Origin of the sequence: Pseudomonas sp. PB120, from assembly GCF_009761815.1 — a bacterium.
Lineage (GTDB): Bacteria > Pseudomonadota > Gammaproteobacteria > Pseudomonadales > Pseudomonadaceae > Aquipseudomonas.
Genome location: NZ_RWIN01000015.1, coordinates 44133 through 68945, shown reverse-complemented (window position 1 = coordinate 68945; position 24813 = coordinate 44133). Strand labels below are relative to the sequence as shown.

Sequence of the window (24813 nt, the reverse complement as noted above, 5' to 3'; positions counted from 1 at the left end):
GCGGCGGGCCCACGGAGCAGGACCGGAGCGAGGGCATGCCGAGCCTTAGCGAGGCACCGAACGAAAGGGGCAAGAGCCCTTGGTTACTTGGGGCTCTTCCAAGTGACTCGCCGTAAGGGCGAAACCATCAGCGGCCGTTACCGAAGAAACGGATATACACCCAATCCAAGCCAATCGGCACCAGCCCCCCAAACCCGCCATACCCCGTTTTGACGATGTATCCCCCCAAGCTTGCCGTTATACCTGACAGCGTACTGATACCTTCGGAGGTAAACGCTGTGAAACAAGCTCCCCCCTATGTCCCGGGCCATCAATTGCTGGCCGGCAAATCGGTACTGATTACCGCCGCCGCGGGCGCCGGTATCGGGTACTCGGCGGCCCGGCGCAGCGCCGAAGAGGGCTGCCGGGCATTGATGATTTCCGACGTGCACCCGCGCCGCCTCGAAGAAGCCGTGGAGCGCCTCAAGAGCGAAACCGGCCTGCAAGCCATTTATGGCCAGCTGTGCAACGTCACTGTCGAAGACGAAGTCCAGGCTTTGGTAGCCAACGCTGAAGAACTGCTCGGCGGCGTCGATGTGCTGATCAACAACGCCGGCCTCGGTGGCCAGAAGCGTGTGGTCGAGATGAGCGACGAAGAGTGGCTGCGCGTGCTGGACGTGACCCTGACCGGCACGTTCCGCATGACCCGCGCCATGCTGGGCCCAATGCAGCGCCGTGGCGCGGGGGCCATCGTCAACAATGCCTCGGTGCTCGGTTGGCGTGCACAGAAAGAGCAGGCTCATTACGCCGCCGCGAAGGCCGGGGTCATGGCCCTGACTCGCTGCAGTGCGCTGGAAGCCGCCGAGTACGGCGTGCGCATCAACGCCGTGTCGCCGTCGATTGCCCTGCATGACTTTCTCAAGAAAGCCTCCAGTGAAGAACTGCTCGCCAGCCTTGCCGGGCGTGAGGCGTTCGGCCGTGCGGCGGAAGTCTGGGAAGTCGCCAACGTGATGATGTTCCTGGCCAGCGACTACGCCTCCTACATGGTCGGCGAAGTGCTGTCCGTCAGTTCCCAACAAGCCTGAGGAATGGACCATGAGTCATGTTTTCAGCAGTGCCCGGGCGCTGCTTGAGGCCGAGGGCCTGGACCTGGGGAGCACCGAGTGGCTGACCATCAGCCAGGAGCGCATCGATCTCTTCGCCGAAGCCACGGGTGATCACCAATGGATTCATGTCGATCCGGTCCGTGCCGCCAGCGGCCCGTTTGGCGCGTGCATTGCCCACGGCTACCTGACCCAGTCGCTGGTCAACCTGTTCCTGCCGCAATTGATCACCATCGAGAACATGGCGATGGGCGTCAATTACGGCAGCGACCGCGTGCGCTTTCCGGCACCGGTCAAGGTCGGTTCGCGGGTGCGTGGCAGCGCCAGCATCGTGCGTGCCGAACAACTGGCGGACGCCATCCAGCTGGTGGTGCGCGTGACCGTGGACGTCGAGGGCCAAACGCGCCCCGGTTGTGTGATCGACACCATCAGCCGTTACACCTTCAACCCTATTACCGAGTGAGCCTGTCATGGACCTGAATGAAGTTGTCATCGTTGCCACTGCGCGGACCGCGCTCGCCAAGTCGTTTCGCGGTTCGTTCAACGACACCGAAGCCCCGGTACTGGGCGGCCACGTGGTGCGTGCCGTGGTCGAGCGCGCCGGTATCGAGCCGGGTGAAGTGGACGATGTGATCATGGGCGCGGCGGTGCAGCAGGGCACCCAGGCCTACAACATCGGCCGCCTTTGTGCCTATACCGGCGGCTTGCCGGACACCGTACCGGGCATGGCCCTGGACCGCATGTGCGCCTCGGGCCTGATGAGCATCGGCGTTGCCGCCAAAGGCATCATGACCGGCGAACTGGACATCGCCATTGGCGGTGGCGTGGAGTCGTTGTCGCTGACCCAGAACAAGCACAAGAACAGCTATCGCTCCCAGTCCGAAGCCGTATTGGAAGTGATGCCGAGCGCCTACATTCCGATGCTGGAAACCGCTGAAATAGTCTCGCGCCGCTACGGCATCAGCCGCGCGGCCCAGGACGAGTATTCGTTGCAGAGCCAGCTGCGCACCGCCGCTGCCCAGCGTGACGGGTTGTTCGCGGATGAAATCGTCAGCCTGAGCGTCGATAAATTGCTTTTCGATGCCAGCGGCCAACCTGGTGAACATCAGCGTGTGCTGGTCGAACGCGACGAATGCAATCGACCGAACACACGCCTGGAAGACCTGGCGTCATTGAAGCCGGTGTGGAAGGACGGCAAATGGATTGAGCAAGGGGAATTCATCACTGCCGGCAACGCCTCGCAATTCTCCGACGGTGCCTCGGCCAGCCTGTTGATGAGCCGCGCAGAAGCCAAGCGTCGCGGGCTGACGCCGCTCGGGATCTACCGTGGCATTGCCGTCGGCGGCTGCGCGCCTGAGGAAATGGGCATCGGCCCGGTGGTGGCGATCCCGAAATTGCTCAAGCGTTTTGGCCTTAGCGTGTCGGACATCGGCCTGTGGGAAATCAACGAAGCCTTTGCCTGCCAGGTTCTGCATTGCCGCGACGCGCTGCAGATCCCGGCGGAACGCCTCAACGTCAACGGCGGCGCCATCTCCATTGGCCACCCGTTTGGCATGTCCGGCGCACGCATGGTCGGTCACGCCCTGCTGGAAGGTCGTCGGCGCGGCGCCCGTTACGTGGTCATCGCCATGTGCATCGGCGGTGGCATGGGGGCGGCGGGGTTGTTCGAGCTGCCATAAGGCGATATCACCCATCATCAATTTAACGCGGGCCCTGCAGTCCGGGCCCGCTGCTGGGGGAGTGATTATGCAAAGTCGCCTGACGAATACGCAGGTCCTGTCGGAGATGGGCCTGGAGCTGGCCGACTACGAACGGCTGATCGGCAACATGTACGACTCGGCCATGGATATTCGCTGCATGGGTGATTCGTTGCGCCAGTTGCGGGCGCTGTTCAAGGCCAATTTCGTGACCTTGATCCTGCGCGTGCAGGACGAGCCACTGTTGTCACCGATGATGGTCGCCGGGGACGTCGAACTGGGGGAAGGCGGGATCAACCATTACGCCTACTACGCCAAGTCCACGCTGTTCGATAGCCTGCCCACCGACACGGTCTTCACCGTGGACGAGTTGATGAGCGAAGCCGAGTGGCTCAGCTCTTCTTTTTACCTGCTGTATTGCCAACCCCATAACTGTCACCAGATGCTCGGCGCCGATATCCGCATGCCGGATGGCAGCGCCGTGCGTTTCCGGATCAACCGGCCACGGGACCAGGCGCGGTTTTCCGAGGTCGATCGTGCGATGTGCCAGATGCTCCTGCCGCACCTGCGCCGTGCGTTGCACATGCATTCGCAGCTCGATCGCAGCGAATCGTTGGGCAGCCTGTATTCGCAGACCATCAGTCGTATGGCGGTGGCAACCATCGTCCTCGATGAAAACGGCACGGTGGTGCAGCTCAACTCGGTGGCGCGGGAGATCCTCGACAGCCAGGACGGCCTCAAAGTTGTCGGTGGCCGGCTCGAAGCGACGTACCCGAGCGACAATCGCGAGCTGCTGCGCCTGGTGCGCAACGCCTTTCAGCGGGCGAAGCAGGGCGACGCGGGATTCCAGGGCGCCGAGGCGATGTCGATTTCCCGGCCTTCGGGGAAAGTCAGCCTGGGCGTGGTGGTGGAGTTGATCCCGACGCAGGAACTGGTCGAGGGCAAGGGCAAGCCGACGGTGGTGGTGTATGTGCGCGACGCAGTCAGCAAGTCGCTGGTCAGCAACATCGCCACGTCGCAGCTGTACAACCTGACACCTGCCGAAACCGCGCTCGCCCTCGAGTTGGCCAACGGCCTGTCGCTGGAGGAGGCCTCCGAGACCCTGAACATTCGCCGCAACACCGCCCGCGCGCACCTTCGTTCAATCTTTTCCAAAACCGGTGTGCGGCGCCAGACCGAACTGGTGCGGATCATGCTCAACAGTGTCGTGGCATTGGCGGAGCCGCATTCGCCAGCCCTCGCGGAGAAAGCGCTTTAGCCTGCCCGGCGTGCGAGCCGCGCCAAAATGCGTTAGTCCGTGCGGACGATGCTTGTCGATCCTTGGGCTGCCGATACTGGGTGACCGCTATCGGTAACCAAGGAGAATAAAAAATGACCGGCAGTAACCTGGCCTCCAGTTGTCTTGTCTCGCGGGCTGCCAACGCCACTCCCACCTGGGTGTTGGGGTTGATATTGGGATGCAGCGCAATCTCCACGGCGAACGCCGCACCCGAAGATGTGGAGCGCCTGGGCAAGGATCTGACTTGCATGGGGGCGGAGAAGAGCGGCAATGCCGACGGCAGCATCCCGGCGTTCAGTGGCAAGTGGCTGGGCGCGCCACCCCAGGTGGACTTCAAGGGCACCGGCAACCACCCGATCGATCCGTACCCGGAAGAGAAGCCGCTGTTCGTGATCACCGCCGCCAACCTGGCGCAATACAGCCAGTACCTGTCCGACGGTCAGAAAGCCTTGTTCAAGCTTTATCCGTCCACTTACAAGATGCCGGTTTATCCGACGCACCGAGACTTCCGTTTCAGTGACTCGACGTGCCAGGCCACCCGCGAGAACGCCAAGGTCGCGCGCCTGGTGGATGACGGTGAAGGGGTGGTGGGCAAAACCGGGGGCACGCCGTTCCCGGTACCGCGCAGCGGCCTGGAACTGCTGAAGAATGCTTCGATGTTTGCCTTGATGGCCTGGACCGAGGAATACACGTCGGACAACGCCTATGTGCTCAAGGACGGCAACATCAACTGGGGCCGCGTGCATTCGCGCAACCTGGCGCCGGCGGGTGAACCGGGCAAGGTCGGCGATACCGCCGGCAACTCGTCGTTCTACCTCAATGAAACCTTGCTGCCACAACGGGACAAGGGCGAGATCAATACCGGTACCAACTTCTGGAACTACAAGGCCGAACCCAACCAGGCCTGGCGCTACGATCCGGGCACCCGCCGTGTACGCCAGTCGCCGGGTTATGGCTTCGACATGTCCTTCCCGGGCAGCGGCGGCTCGATCACCGTGGACGAGGTTCGACTGTTCAACGGTTCGGGTGAGCGCTATGACTGGAAAATCGTCGGCAAGCGCGAGATGTACATTCCCTACGACACCTATCGCCTGCATTCGCCGAACCTCAAGTACGCCGACATGCTGACCCCGGGCCATATCAACCCGGATGTGCTGCGCTTCGAGCGTCATCGGGTCTGGGAACTGGAAGGCACCCTCAAGCCGGGTTACCGCCACCTGTACGGCAAACGCAAGTTGTACATCGACGAAGACACCTGGTTCCCGATGCTCGCCGACAACTACGACAACCGTGGGGAGCTGTGGCGCACTTCGATGCTCAACTTCTTCTACGCCTACGAAAGCCAGCGCCAACAAGCGGGCGTCGGCCTGTACTACGACCTGAATGCCGGCAGTTACCTGGCGTTCAACCTGATCAACGAACAGCGTAACGGCTACCAGTTGAACAAACCGGGCTTCAGCCCGCGAGACTTCGGCCCAGAAGCGGCCCGTCGTTTCGGCCAATAACCGAGGAGCAGGGTGCCCGACGTGATGCGGGCGCCCTTTGAGAGTGGATCGCGTTTGATCTAGTCCAACTGAAGGATGTTCTCCTTGCGCGGCTGTTCAATGATGTTCGCCATGGGATCACCCTGTATTTCTTGGGGGCATTGCCAACCCCAAAGTCTGCAATCGAGGAACAATAACAATGACGAAACTCGCTGAAATCAGCATCGAGAACGCCCAGCGTACTCACCGTTACGCGCGCGGCTGGCACTGCCTGGGCAATGCCGCCGACTACCGTGATGGCAAGCCCCACACCCTGGAAGTGTTCGGCACCCGGCTGGTGGCCTTTGCCGACAGCCAGGGCGCCATCAGCGTTCTGGACGCTTACTGCCCGCACATGGGTGCCGACCTGTCCCAGGGCACCATCGAAGGCGACAAGCTGGTGTGTCCTTTCCATCACTGGAAGTACAACACCGCCGGCAAATGCGTCGAAATCCCTTACTGCAAGCGCATTCCACCCAAGGCCAAGACCCGCAGCTGGCTGACGTGCGAAGAAAACAACCTGCTGTTCGTCTGGAACAACCCTGAGGGCCGCGCGCCGAAAGAAGGCGTGGTCATTCCGCATCTGCCAGAAATGGACGACCCGGACTGGATCCATGACTGGAACATCGACACCATGCACATCGAAACCAACCCACGGGAGTTGGTCGATAACCTGGTGGATGCCCAGCATTTCGGGCCGGTCCACGGCACACCGACCAAATACTTCGCCAACGTTTTCGAAGGCCACATCGGGCACCAGATTTTCCATGGCGACTCCGAGCGCCTGGGCGGCGACCTGATCGCGCCGTCGGCCTATTACGGGCCGGCGACCCACTTCACGCAGATCAGCTCGATGTTCGGCGATGTGCGCATCCACGCCATTTTGCTCAACAGCCATGTACCCGTGACGCCGAACAGCTTCGACCTGCGCTTTGGCTGCATGGTCAAGCGGGTACCGGGCTGGACGGAAGAACAGAACCTGGAAGTGGCCAAGGCGTATGTCCAGGGCAACCGCGATTCGTTCTACCAGGACGTGGTGATCTGGAAGCACAAGATCCGCATCGACAAGCCGGTACTGGCCGAAACCGACGGCCCGGTGTACCAGCTGCGCGAATGGTACGAGCAGTTCTTTACCGATGAGGATGAAGTGCCCGCGTTCATGGCCGAACGCCGTGAGTTCATCACGGTCGACGAGCGCTAAGAGGTAACACCCCCTGGGAGCACAGGTTGATCGCAGGGGGTTATTGCAACACATGGGTCCGACTTAACAGTCACGAGAGCACTAACAATGAAAACAAAAAGTCTTCTTGCCTATTATGTTTGCTTCCTGATTCTGTTCCTCCTGGTGGTGACCGTGCAGGTCTCCCAACCGGTGGAATCCCAAACCGTGAAAGCCTGCAAGCAATATGCGGGGTGTGTCGCGATCAGCCAGAGCGTGCCGAACTGGTTGAATCTGCGCTGAGGCCAAAGGTCGTGCTGCGTCACGCCGACGCAGCCGCAACGCAATCCCTGTAGCAGCTGCCGCAGGCTGCGTCCGGCTGCGCAGCAGTCGTAAACCCGGCGACCTCGGTGTACCTGATGCACCGCACTCTCTGATTTTACGACTGCTTCGCAGCCGAACGCAGCCTTCGGCAGCTGCTACACGCGGTCGGCATCGGGCATTAAAAAGGCGACATTTCTGTCGCCTTGTCTATTGGTTCGTCCTTCAGTTGATCGGTTTGGAAGTGATTGTCCACTGGGCGTCCAGCGGGCCGATCATTTCCAGCAGCCGCTTGTAACCGGTGTGGAGGATGCGCCACTCGCCCTCAATCTTGACGTAGCGATCCTCATAGATCGCGCTGCCGTTGAGCATGGTTTGCTCATCGAGGTTGATGAACAGGTCGTTGAGGTACCAGAGCCCCGTCGCTTCATCACCGTTGACCACTATTTCCGGGGTATGGCCGTTGTGCATGCCGAAGCGACGGCTGGTGAAGCTGGTGCGGTAGAACGCCATGGCTTCTTCCAGACCGTTGAGTTCAAGCTGGTAGGTCGGACTGTCGAAACGGATCTTCACGTCAGGGGCCAGAAGCGTGCGCAGCAGCTCAAGGTTGCAGGTGTCGATGCCGCGAAAGTAGCGGGCCTTGAGCTGTTTGATGTGCTCGATGGCAACGAGGTCCAGCATGTGGGTAATCTCCGGGGCGATGGCCAGAAGGACCAATCTTTAGGCAGCCGAAAGAGGCGACATTGCTGTCGCCTCGGGCTGGTTAGCAAGGCAGGAAGTGACCGCCGTTGACGTCCAGTTGTGCGCCGGTAATGACCTTGGCGTAATCGCTGGCCAGGTACAGGGCGGCCATGGCGCAGTCGCTGTCTTCGGGGATCTTGCGCAGCGGGATCTGTTGGGCGATCTGGTCGACCAGCGACTCCATCGGGACGCCCAGGCGCTGGGCTTCGCTCTTGAAAAAGCCCATCACCGGCGCGCCCCACATCCAGCCCATGAAGGTGGAGTTGACGCGGATGCCGAACGGGCCGAGGTCCTGGGCCAGGTACTGTACGGCGGTTTTCAATGCGCCCTTGGAGACGGCATATCCGGATTCCAGCTGGTTGGGGGTGCGGGTGGCCATGGTGTTGATCATGACGATGCTGCCCACCTTCTGTTTCTTCATCTGCGGCAGCACGGCCTGGGTCATGTGCATCGTGCCGAACAGGTTGACGTCCATCGCGTTGCGCCAGTCGTCCATCGACGACGCGGAAGACGTGCCCCAGGCGCCATGGGCGTAGGCGGAGTTGATCAAAATGTCGATGCGGCCGAAGTGCTCGACCGTCAGGTCGGCGAGCGTCTGGCACTGGTCGGGCTGGGTAATGTCGGTAGGCACTTTCAGGATAGGCGTGCTGTAGCCCGCATCGCGGACGGCTTTTTCAGCCTGGTCCAGCTTGGCCGGTGTACGCGCGGCCAACACCACCGCTTTGGCCTGATATTCCGCAGCCCGTACGGCGAGCTTGATGCCCAGGCCAGGACCGATACCGGAAATGATCACAACTTTATCTTTCAGCAACATGGCAATTACCTTCTTGTTTTTATGATGGGAAATGGGCTGCTCAGGCGCCGCGGGCGTACAGTTCTTCGGCGCGGCGTTTCAGGTCGAGGGCCATCTGGTCGAAGCCTATTTTTACCCAGGCCCCGTGCTCTCGCATGATGGTGTCCTGGTTCAGGCCCAGGAAAATGTCGGTGGTGAAGTAGCGGCAGCGGTGGTCATCGATGGCCTTGATGTACTGGTCGCGGCGGGCGGCGTCCATGTTCTCCGGGACGGGGCGCTGCTCCCACGACAACAGTTGCTCGGGGTCGCACGCCACGAGGTATTCGAATACCGGAACGGTCTCGCCGGTATCAGGCGTCAGCACTTGCATGTGCACTTCGTCGCCGATCTGCAGGCCGCAACGGATGCTCGGACAAAAGCTGTTCCACTGGTGGTAATTCTCCAGATCAATCAGCACTGCCCAGACCACGCGGGCGGGGGCGTTGATCTCCACCGTGTGGGAGGTGACGATGTTTTCGGCTCTGGCCATGACGGTCTCCTGTCGTGCGTTCAGTTGATGGGTCTGGAGGTGATCTGCAGCTGTTCGCTCAAGGGCTGGATCGTCTCGAGCAAGGTTTCGTAACCCGTCTCGGCGATCATCCAGCGCCCGTCGCGCTTGACGTAGCGATCCTGGTAAATCGCGCTGCCATGCAGGTGGGTGTTGTCCTCGAGGTTGATGAACACGTAGCTCAGGTACCAAAGCGCCGTGGCGTGGTCGCCATCGACGTCGATTTCAGGGGTATGGCCGTTGTGGGTGGCCAGGCGGGTCTTGGTGAACGAGGTGCGGTAGAAATCCAGCGCATCGCCCAGGCCTTTGACGTGGAACTCGTAGGCCGGGCTCTTGAACGACAGGGCGATGTCTTCGGTGAGCATGGCCTGGAGCATCTCGATATTGCAGGTGTCGATGGCGCGGAAATATCGCGCCTTGAGCTGTTTGATCAGCTCGATTGCTTCTAGGTCCAACATGGAAAGCCTCCTTGAGGGCTGTTCACTCGCTGAGCTGGTATTGGCTGGTTTGGATGCAGTCGATTTTGTCGAAGTCGATGAACTGGCTGGTCGACTCGTACATGGCCTGCTGGCGCTTTGCGCAGGTGTCCGGGTCGCCCAGCGCAGCAAAGAACCCCTGCTGATTGCCGATGGCTTCGGGCGGGAAGTTTTCTTCGACGATGGCATGCAGCACCGGCGCGCCAAACGTCAGCGAGCGCACCACGGTGTTCTGGCGGTAGCCGAAGATCGACTGCAACGGATAGGCCTTGGGCCCGTGCCCGTTGCGCCAGGCGTCGTACCATTGCTCGTAGCTCAACCGGTGGGGCTTGTGCAGCAGCGCCACCTGATTCATGCCGGGTGTGCGCTCGCCAAGTGGCACCTGGTATTGAGCGGCACGGGCCTGGCGTTCTTCGGGGTAGGGCTCGGATTCCAGCACCAGATACGCCTCCAGGCGGCGGGTCAATGGCGCCACGATCTTGTTGATCGCGGGCCATTGCGAGGCACTGTCCAGCCACAACGACAGCAGCCCGTCCAAGGGCGCGGCGCTGTTGGTGATGCACTGGGCGTGGGCGGCGGCCACTGCGTCATCGGCCAGCATGACGCGGATAGTGTGGGCGCCGGCACGCACCAGTTCGTCGCGAAGGCCGAGCAAATCCGGGCGCCATTGCTCGGCGCTCGGTTGTGTCGGCTTCCACAAGGTCAACATGATTTTTTCCATGAATGCTTCCCCCGTGCTTAGTGATTGACGCTCAAGTGACGGGCGCGGTATTCGCGGTAGTCCTCGGTCATCTGCGTTTCATTCAGGCCAAAACGCTCCAGGCTGTAGTCGTGGCTGGCGCGCTTTTCCCGGCTGTTTTGCGACAGCCAGGCCTGCGCATCGGCGCGGGCCTTGTCGGTAAACGGCAGGTTGGCGAAGGCGTAGACCTTCTCCAGGACTTGCAGCGGCTGGGTCACGGTGTCGGCGAAGTGGATGTCGAGGAAACGCCCGGCCGCGTGCTGCTCACGAACCTGCATGGTGTGACGGATGCCCCGGGCCATGCGGTTGTTCCATTGCTCGCCGGCGGCTTTCGGGTCCGGGTCGTCGCTGTACATCTGCCACAGGGTGTGGGCCATGCTCGCCATGGACGGGATGGTCTGCGCCGGTTCGCGGTGGGTCAGAATCACCTGGGCATTCGGGAACACGTCCAGCAGCAAATGCAGGGTATGCAGGTGTTGCGGCGCCTTGAGCAACCAGCGTTGGCCGGCGGGTTCACCCCGTTGTTTTTTCTGCCACTGCAGGAACTGCAGCATCTTTTTCAACTGGGTGTAGACCGGGCGCTGGTCTTGCTGATCGAGCCAGCGGGTGTAGCTGGGTACGTTGACGTAGGCGTCCATGGCGCACATGAACGAGTGTTCCATGAGCATGAACTCTTCGTCGCAGAGCATGGCATCCAGCGGGTGGATCGCGAGGATCTGCGGAATCACTTCGGCCATCAGGTCGACTTCGGCCTTGGCTTGGGCGATGCGCTTGGACGGTGCGGCCAGGGTCTCGTCCGGCAGCGGTGCCGGGAAACGGGTTTCCCACCATGCCGCCGAGTAGAAGCGCGGGTCAACCGCCAGCGTGCGCTGAAGCATGGTGGTGCCGGTGCGCGGCAAACCGACGATGACCAGTGGATCGTCGATCGACACCTCGGTTATTTCCGGATAACGGCGCAGGTAGTCTTCCATCACCAGACGGTTGACCAGTTGCCCCACCAGCCGTTCTTCCAGCAAATACAGGCCGGACGGCGACAGCCGGGCTTCTGCGGCCAGGGCCTCGAGCAACGCCTGCAACGACTCGCGGTAGTTGTCGTCGCCAAAATCACTCAGGCCGTTGGCGCGTGCGATGGCGCTGGTCAACAGCTTTTCGACGGTCAGGTCTTCAATGCGGGTGAGGGCGTTCATACGGCCTCCGCCACAGCAGACAGGTTGACGACGCGCGTGGTGGGGTGGCATTGCTCCTTGGCACCGACCCAGCGCAGGCACATTGTGCCTTGACGCACGCCAGCGGTTTGCAGCCAGTTGTTCACGCCCGGGTCGCGCTCGCTGAGCACCAGGGTCACGCCGCCGTTGTCGTCGTATTGGGCCTGGTGTTTGTTGAAGCAGATCTGGTGGTAGCGGTAGTCCAGCGATTCCATCCAGTAGTTGTTGATCTGCAGGTTCCAGAAATCGCAGTCCGGCACTTTATCGATGTGGATGACCAGTGCTTCGTCCTCGGCCAGCGCCCAGTGCGAGTGGTAATAGAAAATGTTCGGGTCGCCGCCCACGGACTGGCACAGCGCCTGGTTGGCCGGAGGCAGTTGATTGCTGTGCGGCAGGTAGCTTTGGCTCCAGTCGGCGAACAGCCTGGCGGTGTTTTCGACGAAGCTCGACACCCGCGCCAGGCCCTGCTGGAACGTCGCCGGGTCAAGTGCCTGCGGCTTGCTGTCGGTGCCGATGCGTTCGATGCTCAGCTTGGCCGGCACTTCGCTGCGACGGTCAAGAAACGTCTGGCGCACGATCAGGGCGTTGGTGGTGTCTTCCATCTTCAGCCAATTACCGGGTTGCGGCTCGGTGCTGAGGATGATTTCGAAATTGCCCTGGGCATCGACGTGCAGTTGGCTGGCGTCGATGAAGCCGGTCTGGATCAGGGTGCCGTCGGTTTCGTAACCGCCTTTCTGGGTGCCGAAGCTCAGGTAGGCCACGCTGCCGCGCTGGCCTTTGATGCGGTATTCCAGCGTGCCGTCCAGGCGCGAGTACTCGTAGAGGTTGTCCGGGTTGTCGGCACCAATCTTCGCGGTCTCGTGGGAGGTTTTGAAGAAGCTGGGAAACGCCGGATCGGCAAACTCGATGTGCATTTCCAGGCCGATGCGCAGCAGGCGCGTGAGGTAGCGGAAGCCTTCGGCACGGGTGGCCGCATCGGCCGGCGCTTCGGGGCGCAGGATCTGCTCGCCGCAGCGCTTGAGGTGATCGCAGAACGTGGCCCAGGTCTGGCCGGTCAATAGCTGTTGTTCGTCAATAGAGCTGATTGTCATTGTTAGACTCTCTTGAGTGAGGCGAGCACCGCCGCAGCGGTGCCCGTTTGAGGCCCGGCGTGCCGGGCAATGGGATTAGAGGTCCTTGCCGATGATGCCGCGCTCGGTCAACACGGCGAGGATGCGATCCACCGCGCCCTCGGGCGTCAGCTTGCTGGTCTCGATGTGGATGTCCGGCTTGTTGGGCACCTCGTAAGGCGAGTCGATGCCGGTGAAGTTCTTCAGTTCGCCGCGACGAACTTTCTTGTACAGGCCCTTGGGATCACGCTCTTCCGCGACCGATAGCGGCGTGTCGACGAAGATCTCGATGAACTCGCCTTCCTGCAGCAGGCTGCGCGCCATGTCGCGCTCGGAACGGAACGGCGAGATGAACGCCGTCAACACAATCATCCCGGCATCGACGAACAACTTGGACACCTCGGCCACCCGGCGGATGTTTTCCACACGGTCGGCGTCGGTGAAGCCCAGGTCGCGGTTGAGGCCGTGGCGCACGTTGTCGCCATCAAGCAAGTAGGTGTGGCGACCGCGAGCGTAGAGGCGGGTTTCCAGCAGGTTGGCGATGGCCGATTTGCCGGCGCCCGACAAACCGGTGAACCACAGCAGCACCGGTTGCTGGCCCATTTGTTCAGCGCGTGCCTTCTTGTTCACATCCACGTGCTGCATGTGGATGTTCTGCGAACGGCGCAGGGAAAACTCGATCAGGCCGGCGCCGACGGTGGCGTTGGTCAGGCGGTCGATGAGGATGAAGCTGCCGGTTTCGCGGTTGTTCTTGTAGGCATCGAACGCGATCGGCTGGCTGGTGAAGAGGTTGCACACGCCAATCTCGTTCAGCGCCAGTTCCTTGGCCGCCAGGTGCTCCATGGTGTTGACGTTGATCTTGTACTTGGGCACCGCCAGGGTGACCGACAAGGTCTTGCCGCCGATCTTCATCAGGTAGGGGCGACCGGCGAGCATCGGCTGTTCGTGCATCCAGATCAGGTTGACCTGGAACTGGTCCGCGACGCTGGCCGGGTCCTCTGCGGTGGACAGCACATCGCCACGGCTGCAATCGACTTCGTCGGTCAGGGTCAGGGTGATGGACTGTCCGGCCACGGCCTGTTGCAGGTCACCGTCGAGGGTAACGATGCGCGAGATGCGACTCTCTTGTCCGGCCGGCAACACGCGTACGCGGTCACCGGGATGAATCACGCCGCTGGCGATGGTGCCGGTGAATCCACGGAAATCCAGGTTGGGCCGGTTGACCCACTGCACCGGCATGCGGAACGACAGTTTCTGCTGGTGCGCCTCGTCGATCTCGACCGTTTCCAGGTAGCCCATCAGCGTGGTGCCGCGGTACCAGGGCATGTGTTCGCTTTGCTCGGTGATGTTTTCACCCCGCAGCGCGGACATCGGAATGGCGGTGACATCGTTCAGGTTGATCTGCTTGGCGAAGGCGCGGTAGTCGTCGACGATGGCGTTGAAGACTTTCTCCGAGTAGTCCATCAAGTCCATCTTGTTGACGGCCAGGACCACCTTGCGAATGCCGATCAGCGAAGCCAGGTAGCTGTGGCGCCGGGACTGAGTCAGCACGCCGCGTCGGGCGTCGATCATCACCACCGCCACATCAGCGGTGGAAGCACCGGTCACCATGTTGCGGGTGTACTGCTCGTGGCCCGGGGTATCGGCGACGATGAACTTGCGGCGGTCGGTGGAGAAGAAACGGTAGGCCACGTCGATGGTGATGCCTTGTTCGCGCTCGGCGGCGAGGCCGTCCACCAACAGGGCGAAGTCCAGATCACCGCCCTGGGTGCCGTCCTTTTTGGAGTCGGCCTCCAGTGCTTCCATCTGGTCTTCGAAGAGCATTTTCGAGTCGTAGAGCAGGCGGCCGATCAGGGTGCTCTTGCCATCGTCCACGCTGCCGCACGTGATGAAACGCAGCAGGCTCTTGTGCTCGTGGGCCTTGAGGTATTGCCCGATATCCTCGGCAATCAGGTCAGATACGTGTGCCATTAGAAATACCCCTCTTGTTTTTTCTTCTCCATCGATGCGGACGAGTCGTGGTCGATCATTCGCCCCTGACGCTCGGATGTGCGGGTCAGCAGCATTTCCTGAATGATCTTGGGCAGCGTGTCGGCATCGGACTCGACGGCACCGGTGAGCGGGTAGCAACCGAGGGTGCGGAAGCGCACGTTGCGAATCATCGGCACTTCACCCGGGTTGAGTGGCATGCGTTCGTCATCGACCATGATCAGCATCCCGTCACGCTCGACCACCGGGCGCGGCGCGGCGAAGTACAACGGTACGATCGGGATGTTTTCCAGGTAGATGTATTGCCAGATGTCCAGCTCGGTCCAGTTGGAGAGCGGGAACACGCGGATCGATTCGCCCTTGTGTTTGCGCGTGTTGTACAGGTGCCAGAGTTCCGGGCGCTGGTTCTTCGGGTCCCAGCGGTGCTGGTCGGAGCGGAAAGAGAAAATCCGTTCCTTGGCCCGGGATTTTTCTTCGTCGCGACGTGCACCGCCGAACGCCGCATCGAAACCGTAATGATCCAGCGCCTGTTTCAGGCCCTCGGTCTTCATGATGTCGGTGTGGATCTGCGACCCGTGCTTGAACGGGCTGATGCCCATTTCAATGCCTTCGGGGTTGATGTGGGTCAGCAGGTCGACGTTGAGCTTGGCCACCATCTGATCGCGGAAGCGATACATCTCCTGGAACTTCCAGGTGGTATCGACGTGCAGTAAAGGGAAGGGTGGCTTGGCCGGGTAAAAGGCCTTCATCGCCAGGTGCAGCATGACCGCGCTGTCCTTGCCGACGGAGTAGAGCATGACCGGGTTGTCGGCTTCGGCGACAACCTCGCGCATTGCCTGGATGCTTTCGGCCTCCAGTCGTTGCAGGTGGGTAAGCGTCATAGTTTTTCCTCTCGCTTTTTGTTGTTGTCGTTTATCAACGTACAACTGCTGCGATTCGGACTTATGCGCGACTTGATGTTTTAACATCAGGCGCAACATCTGCAGCATGGGGTCGCGAGGCAAGGGCGGGACGACCGCTTTTGGCGCGTCGTCATGGCCAATGCGCGCGGCTTGTGAATTGATCTGGGTCGCCAGTTCACGGGCGCCGCACAACATGGCGCTGGCTTCGGGCAGGTGAAACAGATGCAGGCGTTCGGCGCGCTCGCCGGCCCAGGTGATGAAGGTCGCGGCGCGTTGCCAGTGCATGCCCGAGAGCAGGGCAAACACTTTGCGGTCGGCCGAGCGATAGAGGCGGTCGAAGAAGGCTTCCAGGTGGGGCGCGCGCAGTCCGTCCTCGTAAGGCAGCCATAACACCTTGCCGCGATTGCTCACCGCGCGCAGCACGCCGTAACTGAGCTTGCCCTGGTCGTTGCGCGCACCGTAGTCATCGATCCAGTGAATCTCGCCGTTCTGCGCGCGGGACTGTTCGAGAATGTCCCGGTAAGTGCTGCGGTACCAACGCTGCACCGCCAGCGAAGCATTGGCGACGCGCTTGGCCGGGCGCTCGGCATTGAGTTGCCAGCGTTGCAGGTAATGGGCGGCGGTGCGCTCGGGCAAGTCGATACCGTGCAGGCGCTTGACCAGCGCCTGCATCGCTTCCAGTTGCCAGAGCAGGAACGGCAACTGGTGCCGCTCCGGCGGCGTGCTGACCAACAACAGGTAGATGTTCTGTTCCTGCTCGGCGGAAAGGCTGCGGCCTTCACCTTGTTTGCGTCCGCGCTCGCGTACGGGCACGGCACTCCATCCACCGGCTTGCCACGCCTTGTACGCAGAAATGATGGTCGGCGACGAGAGCCCGGTGTCCTGGTTGATGGCTTTGAGCGTGCTGCCGCCGATGCGCAGTTGCACGGCGCGCAGGCGCAGCTTGTTGATTTGCACAACGGACAGCTGATTACCGTGGGGCACAGGAACTCCTGTTAAACATCCATTTGCTGAGTGGCGAAGTTGTGGATGTCTGTACTGTTCCCGGATCCGGAAAACGGCGCATAGGCCGTATGGACCATACGAAGAACAAAAACAGGAGAAACCCCATGAACGCGTCAATGACTGTTCTGCTGGAAGACGTCATCGGCATTGCTCGCGCAGCGGGCGAACTGGTGCTGGAGGTGTACGGCACGGATTTCGAGGTGCGCGGCAAGGTCGACACCTCGCCGGTGACCGAGGCTGACGAGCGTGCCGAAACTTTGATTCTGCAGGCCTTGGCGACACTCACGCCGCAGGTCCCGGTGATTTCTGAAGAGGCTGCCGCTGCCGGTCAGGTACCGGAAGTGGGCCAGCGCTTCTGGCTGGTGGACCCGCTGGACGGGACCAAGGAGTTCATCAATCGCAACGGCGAGTTCACCGTCAACATCGCCCTGATCGAAAACGGCGAGCCGGTGCTGGGGGTGGTGTTGGCGCCGGCGCTGGAGCGGCTGTTTGCCGGTGCGCGCGGTTGCGGTGCCTTTATCGAACAGGCCGGAAAGCGTCGGGCCATTCAATGCCGGACGGTATCGGAAGAAGGGCTGGATGTGGTTGCCAGCCGCTCCCATGGTGATGCCGACGCGCTGGACAAGTTTCTCGACGGGCGCAAGGTGCGCTCACTGAAAAGCGCGGGTTCATCGCTGAAGATCTGCCTGGTGGCGGCGGGCGAAGCGGACATTTATCCGCGCCTGGGGCGGACCATGGAATGGGATATCGCCGCGGGCCATGCGGTGCTGGCCGCCGCGGGCGGGCAGATTTTTACGTTGGCCGGCGATGCGCTGGGCTATGGCAAGGCCGGTCTGGATAACCCGCATTTCTACGCGTGCGGGTTGTAGACCTCACTGGTTTAGCGCAGGAGGCCCGCTTCCGGAATGGGAGGCGGGCTTTTGATGCTTATCGGGAGACTTTCAGCGGGTTGCCGAACCTTTGCAGATAGGTCTCGCCGAACGTGTACGCGGCGTAGTCGGTCATGTGGCCGATGTCGCGATAAAGCGGAATTCCATTCGCCGTGGTCGCACACGTATCGCTGTCGCACTGAAGATCCTTGGGATCGATCAGCAGCAGATTCGGGTATTCAACCTGAAGCTGAGCAAACACCGAATTCATCCATGGGTTTTCTGAATCAACCCTGGGCACTCGCTGACAAGACTCGCTCCGTTCGAGACTGCCCAACTGCCCTCGCAAGACATAACGTTGCAACAAGCACTCATTGACCCCCGCTGGCATCCCATACATGGCCTTGATGAAAATCGGTGCGGCGCCTGAGGCCTTGATGATGTCCAGCGCTTCCCGAATCGCGACCTCAAAACGCTGGTGAGACAGTTCAACACTGCGCGGGTCATCCAGGCTCGTCACGATTTCAGCGTCGGCGTAGCTGTCCCAGATCTGCCCAATCAGCACGTACCGGTAGTGGTTGTTTTTGATGAGCTCGTAGTAGTTCGCGACTTTGTCGTGGCATTTTTTATAAACGGTGCCTTTGGTTTTGCTCCAGTCGTACAAGTAAATGCCAGGCAGTGCCAGGCAGGCCGATTCACTTTGCGCGAGCACTGACAGGTTGGCGTCTTTCGCCAAGGTGTCGACAAAGCCCCAGTACTGATTGGAGAACGAATCCCCCATGAGGAAGGCCCCAACCTGCGCATCAGGCGCCCCGAAAATACAACGCTTATCGGAGCCATCGCTGGCTCCCCCCAGGCAGTCCTCACGGGTGGGAGGCGTCGTTGCCTTGAGCCTGTCGAACACCTGCGACATATCTGCGCCGAAACGCTGGGGCCATCCACCCTTGGCAACGCTCACGGAATACAGCGCGGAAAGGGCGATCGCCGGCAGCACCATCAGCACCGCAAGGGTCATTGGGAACCCCCACTTCGGCTTGCGGAATTTACGCTCGATCGTGACGTAGGAAAGCGCGGCCAACACAAAGGTCGACACCCAATAGGCAACGGTCAGCTCTGTGCTGTGTTTGAAGCCCAGGTAGCTGGCCGTCGCCAGGACCGGCCAGTGCCAGATGTAGAGCGAATAGGAGAGGGTGCCGACAGTCACCAGTGGCGGGAAAGACAACACCCTGGCGGTGATGCTCCTTTCAGAACCGCTGCGCCAGAGCAGCAGCGCGGTGGCCAGGCAAACAACCACCGCGTGGTAATCCGGGAACCCCATGAGAATGTTTTCACGGGTGGCGCAGTAAAACAGCGCAAACACGGACACCGCTCCCAGGATGTTCGTCCAGGTTGAATTGAGCTTGACCTTGTCGGCGTTGAACACCACCGCGCAGGACCCAATCAACAGTTCGAAAATTCTGGAGGTGAAGAAGTAGTAACTCTTGTCCGGGAACTTGCTCGACAGGTAGAGCGACAAGGCGGCCGCGCCGATGGTCAGGCCCAGTACGACGGCTTTGAATACACTTTCCGTGCAGTAACGACGCAACAGCCAAACACCCAGTGGCAACACCAGGTACCACTGCCATTCAATGGCCAACGACCAGGTGTGCAGCAACAGCAGGCTCGACGTATCGTCAGCGGCATACGCGGTGGTGGTGCGCTCGAAATACTGGTTTGAGATGAGCAGCGAGGTGTATCGCTCGCTTTTCAGGAATTGGATGAAGTCGTTCGGCAGGTAGAAAAACGCCGCCAACGCCAGGGTCACCCACATCAGGGCAATCATCGCGGGCTGCAGGCGCCAGATGCGACGCGCGTAAAACCCCGCAAAACTGAACGAGCCACGCTCGATGGATTTCAGAATGATCGAGGTGGTCAGGTACCCGGAGATCACGAAAAAGATATCGACGCCGATGAATCCGGAGGGAAACAGCGACAACCCGCCATGGAAGATCAACACCAGCAGGACGGCGATACCCCGCAAGCCATCGATGTCGGATCGATAGGCCAGGGAGGTGTTTGCGGCTGCGGGAATCTGCTTGTTATTGGATTTAATTCTGTCAGCAACTGCTGAAACTTCCGTATTTTCTAACACCCAAAACTACCTTGGAATTACTGTGATAAATGGCTTAACTTCGGCGTTACAGGCGGCAAAGTAAACCAAGTGCGATATGCCGCGCTACTGGGTTTTTTTGGCGCCTGAAAAGTATTGTCGACGTTCGGTACGAAAATGCCAGTTGGTTAAGCGTGACATCTGGATTGTGGCGAGGGAGCTTGCTCCCGCTGGACTGCGCAGCAGTCCCCTCTTTTTGAGCCGCTACGCACCCGGCGGAAGCAAGCTCCCTCGCCACACGGTACGCGTCGTTTGTTGTATCTCTTTGCTTACTTGCATCAGCCCCGTACTCTGGTTTTTTACATTGATTGGGAACCGTCATGCCCATCCGCCCCTTTACGCTGGCTGTCACTGACGCGCAGCTAAGCGACCTTCGCCAGCGGCTTCGTCATGCCAATTTTGCTGATGCACTCAGTCCGGACAGCTGGGAAGACGGCACTCAATCTGTTTTCCTGAGGCGTTGCCTCGACTATTGGTGCAACGAGTTTGATTGGCGTAGCCAGGAACGGCGGATCAACCAATTGCCGCAGTTCATGACGGAGGTCGACGGCCAGGCCATTCATTTCCTGCACCAGCGCGGGAAGGGGGGACAAACCGATTCCTCTGGTGATCACGCATGGCTGGCCGGGTTCCTTCCTGGAAATGGAACGGTTGCTGCCGCTGCTCACTGACCCAGCGGCTCACGGTAGTGACGCCGCCGATGCTTTTGATGTCGTGGTGCCGTCGTTACCGGGCTACGGTTGCTCACCGGCACCGAACCGGGCCGGCGTCAGTTCAAGACAGATTGCCGGCCTTTGGAAAGGGCTCATGGGGCAGCTTGGGTACGAACGTTTCGGCGCCCAGGGTGGCGATATAGGCGCAGGTGTTTCGATGTGGCTTGCTCGGGATCACGGCCCCCAACTCATTGGCGCGCACGTTAATTACATCCCCGGCAGCTATCGGCCGTCCGTAGGCAATGGCCAGGCTGTTGTGAGCGAGGAAGAACAGGGTTTCCTCGATCGCAGCAGCCATTTTGCGGCGACTGAAGGGGCGTATGCGGCGTTGCAGAGCACGAAACCTCAGACGCTTGCTTTCGCACTGTCGGACTCACCGCTAGGGCTGGCAGCCTGGATGATCGAAAAATTCCAGGCGTGGGTCGATCACCCCGGCGACCTTGAACAGGTGTTGTCGCTCGATACGCTTCTCACCGACATCGCGCTGTACTGGTTCAGCGGCAGCGTCCATGCAAGCTTGCGTCTGTACAAGGAAAATCGACAGAACCCGTTGGCGTTCGCGCCAGGGGAGCGCGTTGTTCCGCCACTTGGTGTCGCGCTGTTTCCCAAGGAAATCCCGATGCCCCCTCGTAGCTGGGTGGCACGGGTGTTCGATGTTCAGCGTTGGGAGCACGTCGACCGTGGTGGGCATTTCGCCGCGTTGGAGCAACCTCAGATCCTGGCTGAGGAAATCAGGGCGTTCTTTCGGCCTTTACGCGGGGCGGCCTGATAGGAATAGGCAATGCTCTGAGATAAACCGGCATAGGTGAGCGAGTTATCGAAAGCTACCATCGCCTCGACCTCACTGATTGGATTTCGCCATGAACAGCAGAAAAACACTATTGATTACGGGCGTGAGCAGCGGCTTCGGCAAAGCGCTGGCGCAAGAGGCGCTCGCATCGGGCCACCGCGTCATTGGAACGGTGCGTAATGAAACCGCATTACAGGCCTTTCAGGCGCTCTCCGTAGATCGTGCGCATGGGGTGATTCTGGATGTCACCGACTTCGCCCGGATTGACAGCGAAGTGGCCGCTGTCGAGGCCACGTACGGCCCGGTCGATGTGCTGGTCAACAACGCCGGTTACGGCCATGAGGGCATCCTTGAAGAGTCGCCGCTGGAGGAAATGCGTCAGCAGTTCGACGTCAATGTGTTCGGCGCGGTCGCGATGATCAAGGCGTTCCTGCCGTATTTTCGCCAGCGTCGTGCCGGTCACATCCTCAATATCACGTCCATGGGCGGCACCATCACGATGCCGGGCATTGCTTACTATTGCGGGAGCAAGTTCGCCCTCGAAGGCATCTCCGACACGCTGAGCAAGGAACTGCAGCCTTTCAACGTCTTCGTGACTGCCGTGGCGCCGGGCTCGTTTCGCACTGACTGGGCCGGTCGTTCGATGCGACGCACGCCCCGAAGCATTGCCGACTACGACGCCGGTTTCGACCCGGTGCGCAAGGCGCGTGAAGAGAAGAGCGGCAAGCAACTGGGCGACCCACAGAAAGCGGCGCAGGCCATGTTGCAGGTCATCGACAGCCCGACGCCACCTGCGCACTTGCTTCTGGGCAGTGATGCGTTGGGCGTGGTACGTGACAAACTGCGTCGTGCGCTCAGCGAAATTGACCAATGGGAAACGCTGACCCGTTCTACCGATGGTTAAGCGCTCCGGGGAGGCGTCAATGGCTCATACCGATTCATGCACCTCACACATGGTGCGCTTGATGGAAAAGCTCGCACCGGTCGAGGGCTACAACCTCAGCGCGCTGGAAGACATCCGTTTCCTGCGCTCGAATCGGCCATTGACCCGCACGCCCGTGTTGTACGAGCCGGGTATCGTGATCCTGTGCCAAGGGCGCAAGCGCGGCTATCTGGGTGAAGATGTTTATGTCTACGACGCCCAGCACTACCTGGTGGTGTCCGTCCCCGTTCCGTTCACCATGGAGACGGATGCCAGCGAGGAGGAGCCCATGCTCGCGGTCTACCTGCGCCTGGATCTGCAACTGGCCAGCGAGTTGATGCTGCAAGTCGATGAAGCGTTCGGGCCAAATGATGCCGAGCCCAAGGGCATGTATGCCTCGCCGATGGACGATTTGCTGCAAGCATCGACGCTGCGCTTGCTCGAAGCGATGAGCCGTCCGGGCGATGCGCACATACTGGGACCATCGCTGGTACGGGAGATTTACTACCGCATCCTGACCGGCGAGCAGGGCGGTTCGATGCGCGCTGCGCTCAATCAACAGGGGCACTTCGGCAAAGTGAACCGGGCGATTCGCAAGATCCACGATTGCTATCAGGAGCGTCTGGGCGTCGTGTCCCTTGCTGAGGAAGCGGGGATGAGCGTGCCCAGTTTTCACCTGCACTTTCGCAGCGTGACGGACTCGTCGCCCATGCAATACCTGAAATCGACGCGCTTGCACCAGGCGCGACTGCTGATGCTGCGCAACTCGATGACCGCATCGATGGCCGCGTTCAGCGTCGGCTACGAAAGCGCCTCGCAATTCAGCCGCGAATTCAAACGGTTCTTTGGGCGGACACCCAACGCAGAGATCGACTGGATGAAGGCGACGTATGCATTGCCTGCGCCTTCCACTCCCTCGATGTATGTCTCTTCGCATTGATGAGTAGCCATCGACCTCACCGGTGATATTCGGCGTTCACCTTGCAGTCCTGCGCTTATCTGCTATTCCTCAACGCTCACCTGTGAAGCGCCTGAACAGGCAGGTTTCACATACGACGAGCGCAACTCGTCTCCCAAGGAACGGATGTCATGGGAAGCGTCGTAGTCGATCTGATCGATCTCTTTGTCCAGGCGTTGCAAGACGTCCCAGGGCTGGCGATTTTCCTCGCCCTTGCGTTCGGGTATGCCATCGGGCAGGTGCGTCTGGGGCCGATCCAGTTGGGCGGAGTGTGCGGCACGCTGATCGCAGCGCTGGTGATTGGCCAACTGGGTATTGCCGTCGACTCCGGCATCAAGAACGTGTTCTTCATGCTGTTCATCTTCGCCCTGGGCTACAGCGGCGGCCCGCAGTTTTTTGCCAACCTCAATGCCAAGGGCATGCAGTTGGGCGTGTTCTGCCTGATTGAAGTCGTGGTTGTGCTGGGTTTGGTGTTATTGGCAACGGCCGTCATGCACCTGGACCCTGGGACCGCTGCCGGCATGATGGCCGGGGCCGCTACCGAGTCAGCCGTGGTCGGCACGGCCACCGATGCCATCTCGCGCCTGCCGCTGCCGGCCAGTGAAATTACCCGATTGCAGGGCAATGTGGTCACTGCGTATTCCATTACGTATATCTGCGGCCTGATCACCATTGTGATTGTCACCAGCCAATTGTTTCCGTTGTTTCTGCGCGTGAATTTACGCGAGGAGGCCGAGAAACTCTGGCTGCAAATGGGCGGCACTGTGGAAAGCGCCGGTGTATCGGCGGTGCCTGCGGTTGTGGGTCGCGCTTACGTTGTGAGGGCGGGCGCCGGCCATACCGTTGCGCAGATTCATGAACGACTGGGGCAGCAGTCCAGCGTGGTTCGGGTGCAACGCAACGGCCACGCATTGTCTGTGTCGCCTTCGCTCAAGTTGCGCCGTGGTGACCAGGTTTTGATGGTGGGCTACCGAGGATCAATTATTGACCTGGGCGCCTCGCTGGGCTCTGAGCTTGCCGATACCAGCACACTGACGGTTGCGCTGGACACGTACGAGGTGGTGTTGCAAGCGCCGGAACTGGCCAACCAGCCTTTGCAAGCATTGACCCTGCCGCCGGGCGTGCATGTGGCCGCCGTACGGCGAGGCGATTCCTTGTTGGCGGCGCTGCCCGCGACGCGATTGAAATTGCACGACGTGCTGCAAATCTACGATGCCAACCATGGAGGAGGGCGAGTGACGGCCCCGATGCTCGGCAGCATCGGCAAAGCGCTCCCCGACAAGCTGACCAGCAACATTGGCATCGTCGGGCTCGGCATCGCGCTGGGCACCTGGCTCGGCAGCTTTACGCTCAAGATCGGCGGCATTCCTTTTTCAGCCGGCACCGGCGGGGGCGTGCTGGTGGTCGGGCTGGTACTGGGCTGGTATCACGCCCGACGCGCGGACCTGCATACGGTCAATGCCGACGCACTGGCCTTGCTCAAGGACCTGGGGTTGGCGGGTTTCATTGCCGGGGTGGGATTGTCGTCCGGCCCGCAGGCCATCGCCCTCATCAAACAATACGGCTTCACGTTGCCGATGCTGGGGGTGGCCATCGCGCTGATACCCGCTTGTGTGTCGCTGTTGGCTGGCCATTTTCTCCTCAAGCTCAGCGCCCCGGTGTTGTTGGGGGCCATTGCCGGGCAGCAATGCAGCACGCCTGCGCTCAGTGCCATCCAGAACGCCTGCGGCAATTCCACGCCGCTGTTGGGTTACACCATTACCTACGCAATTTCCAATGTCGTATTGCCCTTGATGGGACCGCTTATTGTCGGTTTGGCCAGTTCAATCCAGAGCGGTTAGCCGA

The 24813-nt window shown here is 60.7% G+C and carries 23 protein-coding genes; 13 read left to right on the top strand and 10 right to left on the bottom strand.

Annotation, left to right across the window (positions count from 1 at the left end; translation table 11 throughout):
* The first annotated feature begins 278 nt into the window (after nt 1-278).
* The 7 genes from EJA72_RS02010 to EJA72_RS28925 all read left to right on the top strand — a co-directional run bounded on the left by EJA72_RS02010 (nt 279) and on the right by EJA72_RS28925 (nt 7043).
* The gene (locus EJA72_RS02010; protein ID WP_178128973.1) at nt 279-1064 is read left to right on the top strand and encodes an SDR family oxidoreductase; all 786 of its coding nucleotides are present in this window, start codon (nt 279-281) and stop codon (nt 1062-1064) included.
* A 10-nt stretch (nt 1065-1074) separates the two neighbouring features.
* Entirely contained in the window at nt 1075-1545 is a 471-nt protein-coding gene (locus EJA72_RS02005; RefSeq protein WP_157709865.1) for a MaoC family dehydratase, read from the top strand.
* A 7-nt stretch (nt 1546-1552) separates the two neighbouring features.
* Nucleotides 1553-2761, top strand: coding sequence for an acetyl-CoA C-acyltransferase (locus EJA72_RS02000; protein WP_157709864.1), 1209 nt, complete (start codon nt 1553-1555; stop codon nt 2759-2761).
* 67 nt (nt 2762-2828) lie between these two features.
* Nucleotides 2829-4037, top strand: a complete 1209-nt coding sequence (locus EJA72_RS01995; protein ID WP_157709863.1) for a LuxR C-terminal-related transcriptional regulator — start codon at nt 2829-2831, stop codon at nt 4035-4037.
* 113 nt (nt 4038-4150) lie between these two features.
* Nucleotides 4151-5563 (top strand): DUF1329 domain-containing protein, encoded by a 1413-nt coding sequence (locus EJA72_RS01990; protein WP_157709862.1) that lies wholly within the window; start codon nt 4151-4153, stop codon nt 5561-5563.
* Nucleotides 5564-5741: 178 nt separating this feature from the next.
* The gene (locus EJA72_RS01985; RefSeq protein WP_157709861.1) at nt 5742-6782 is read left to right on the top strand and encodes a Rieske 2Fe-2S domain-containing protein; all 1041 of its coding nucleotides are present in this window, start codon (nt 5742-5744) and stop codon (nt 6780-6782) included.
* An 87-nt stretch (nt 6783-6869) separates the two neighbouring features.
* Nucleotides 6870-7043, top strand: a complete 174-nt coding sequence (locus tag EJA72_RS28925; protein WP_178128971.1) for a hypothetical protein — start codon at nt 6870-6872, stop codon at nt 7041-7043.
* A 243-nt stretch (nt 7044-7286) separates the two neighbouring features.
* On the opposite strand, the gene EJA72_RS01980 is transcribed toward EJA72_RS28925, so the two are convergent.
* From EJA72_RS01980 to cysD, 9 genes are all read right to left on the bottom strand, one after another.
* Entirely contained in the window at nt 7287-7742 is a 456-nt protein-coding gene (locus EJA72_RS01980; protein ID WP_157709860.1) for a nuclear transport factor 2 family protein, read from the bottom strand.
* Nucleotides 7743-7824: 82 nt separating this feature from the next.
* The gene (locus tag EJA72_RS01975) at nt 7825-8616 is read right to left on the bottom strand and encodes an SDR family oxidoreductase (RefSeq protein WP_157709859.1); all 792 of its coding nucleotides are present in this window, start codon (nt 8614-8616) and stop codon (nt 7825-7827) included.
* Nucleotides 8617-8656: 40 nt separating this feature from the next.
* Nucleotides 8657-9124 (bottom strand): SRPBCC domain-containing protein, encoded by a 468-nt coding sequence (locus tag EJA72_RS01970; protein WP_157709858.1) that lies wholly within the window; start codon nt 9122-9124, stop codon nt 8657-8659.
* Nucleotides 9125-9144: 20 nt separating this feature from the next.
* The gene (locus EJA72_RS01965) at nt 9145-9600 is read right to left on the bottom strand and encodes a nuclear transport factor 2 family protein (RefSeq protein WP_157709857.1); all 456 of its coding nucleotides are present in this window, start codon (nt 9598-9600) and stop codon (nt 9145-9147) included.
* A gap of 22 nt (nt 9601-9622) precedes the next feature.
* Nucleotides 9623-10339 (bottom strand): EthD domain-containing protein, encoded by a 717-nt coding sequence (locus EJA72_RS01960; protein ID WP_157709856.1) that lies wholly within the window; start codon nt 10337-10339, stop codon nt 9623-9625.
* Nucleotides 10340-10356: 17 nt separating this feature from the next.
* A complete protein-coding gene (locus EJA72_RS01955; RefSeq protein ID WP_157709855.1) occupies nt 10357-11544 on the bottom strand; it encodes a sulfotransferase in 1188 nt (395 codons plus the stop codon).
* Nucleotides 11541-12653: a DUF1214 domain-containing protein gene (locus EJA72_RS01950; protein ID WP_157709854.1), complete on the bottom strand. Its 1113-nt coding sequence runs from the start codon at nt 12651-12653 to the stop codon at nt 11541-11543. The genes EJA72_RS01955 and EJA72_RS01950 overlap by 4 nt, the downstream gene beginning before the upstream one ends.
* 75 nt (nt 12654-12728) lie before the next feature.
* Complete coding sequence (gene cysN, locus EJA72_RS01945; RefSeq protein WP_157709853.1) at nt 12729-14642, bottom strand: sulfate adenylyltransferase subunit CysN; 1914 nt, start codon at nt 14640-14642, stop codon at nt 12729-12731.
* On the bottom strand, nt 14642-15628 hold the full coding sequence (gene cysD / locus EJA72_RS29075) for a sulfate adenylyltransferase subunit CysD (protein WP_256679618.1): 987 nt from the start codon (nt 15626-15628) through the stop codon (nt 14642-14644). The genes cysN and cysD overlap by 1 nt, the downstream gene beginning before the upstream one ends.
* Nucleotides 15629-16671: 1043 nt before the next feature.
* Between cysD and cysQ the strand changes: the two genes are divergently transcribed.
* Nucleotides 16672-17436, top strand: a complete 765-nt coding sequence (gene cysQ / locus EJA72_RS01935) for a 3'(2'),5'-bisphosphate nucleotidase CysQ (RefSeq protein WP_178128968.1) — start codon at nt 16672-16674, stop codon at nt 17434-17436.
* Between the two features lie 58 nt (nt 17437-17494).
* Here cysQ and EJA72_RS01930 read toward each other — a convergent pair whose 3' ends face one another.
* Nucleotides 17495-19567, bottom strand: a complete 2073-nt coding sequence (locus tag EJA72_RS01930; RefSeq protein ID WP_157709852.1) for an acyltransferase family protein — start codon at nt 19565-19567, stop codon at nt 17495-17497.
* Nucleotides 19568-19905: 338 nt separating this feature from the next.
* Between EJA72_RS01930 and EJA72_RS29070 the strand changes: the two genes are divergently transcribed.
* From EJA72_RS29070 to aspT, 5 genes are all read left to right on the top strand, one after another.
* Nucleotides 19906-20256: an epoxide hydrolase N-terminal domain-containing protein gene (locus tag EJA72_RS29070; RefSeq protein ID WP_256679615.1), complete on the top strand. Its 351-nt coding sequence runs from the start codon at nt 19906-19908 to the stop codon at nt 20254-20256.
* The gene (locus EJA72_RS01925) at nt 20228-21067 is read left to right on the top strand and encodes an alpha/beta fold hydrolase (RefSeq protein WP_256679614.1); all 840 of its coding nucleotides are present in this window, start codon (nt 20228-20230) and stop codon (nt 21065-21067) included. Before EJA72_RS29070 ends, EJA72_RS01925 begins: the two co-directional genes overlap by 29 nt.
* 91 nt (nt 21068-21158) lie before the next feature.
* The gene (locus tag EJA72_RS01920) at nt 21159-21992 is read left to right on the top strand and encodes an oxidoreductase (RefSeq protein WP_157709851.1); all 834 of its coding nucleotides are present in this window, start codon (nt 21159-21161) and stop codon (nt 21990-21992) included.
* Nucleotides 21993-22011: 19 nt separating this feature from the next.
* Nucleotides 22012-22950, top strand: a complete 939-nt coding sequence (locus tag EJA72_RS01915; protein WP_157709850.1) for an AraC family transcriptional regulator — start codon at nt 22012-22014, stop codon at nt 22948-22950.
* A 149-nt stretch (nt 22951-23099) separates the two neighbouring features.
* On the top strand, nt 23100-24809 hold the full coding sequence (aspT, locus tag EJA72_RS01910) for an aspartate-alanine antiporter (RefSeq protein WP_157709849.1): 1710 nt from the start codon (nt 23100-23102) through the stop codon (nt 24807-24809).
* Nucleotides 24810-24813 lie beyond the last annotated feature (4 nt).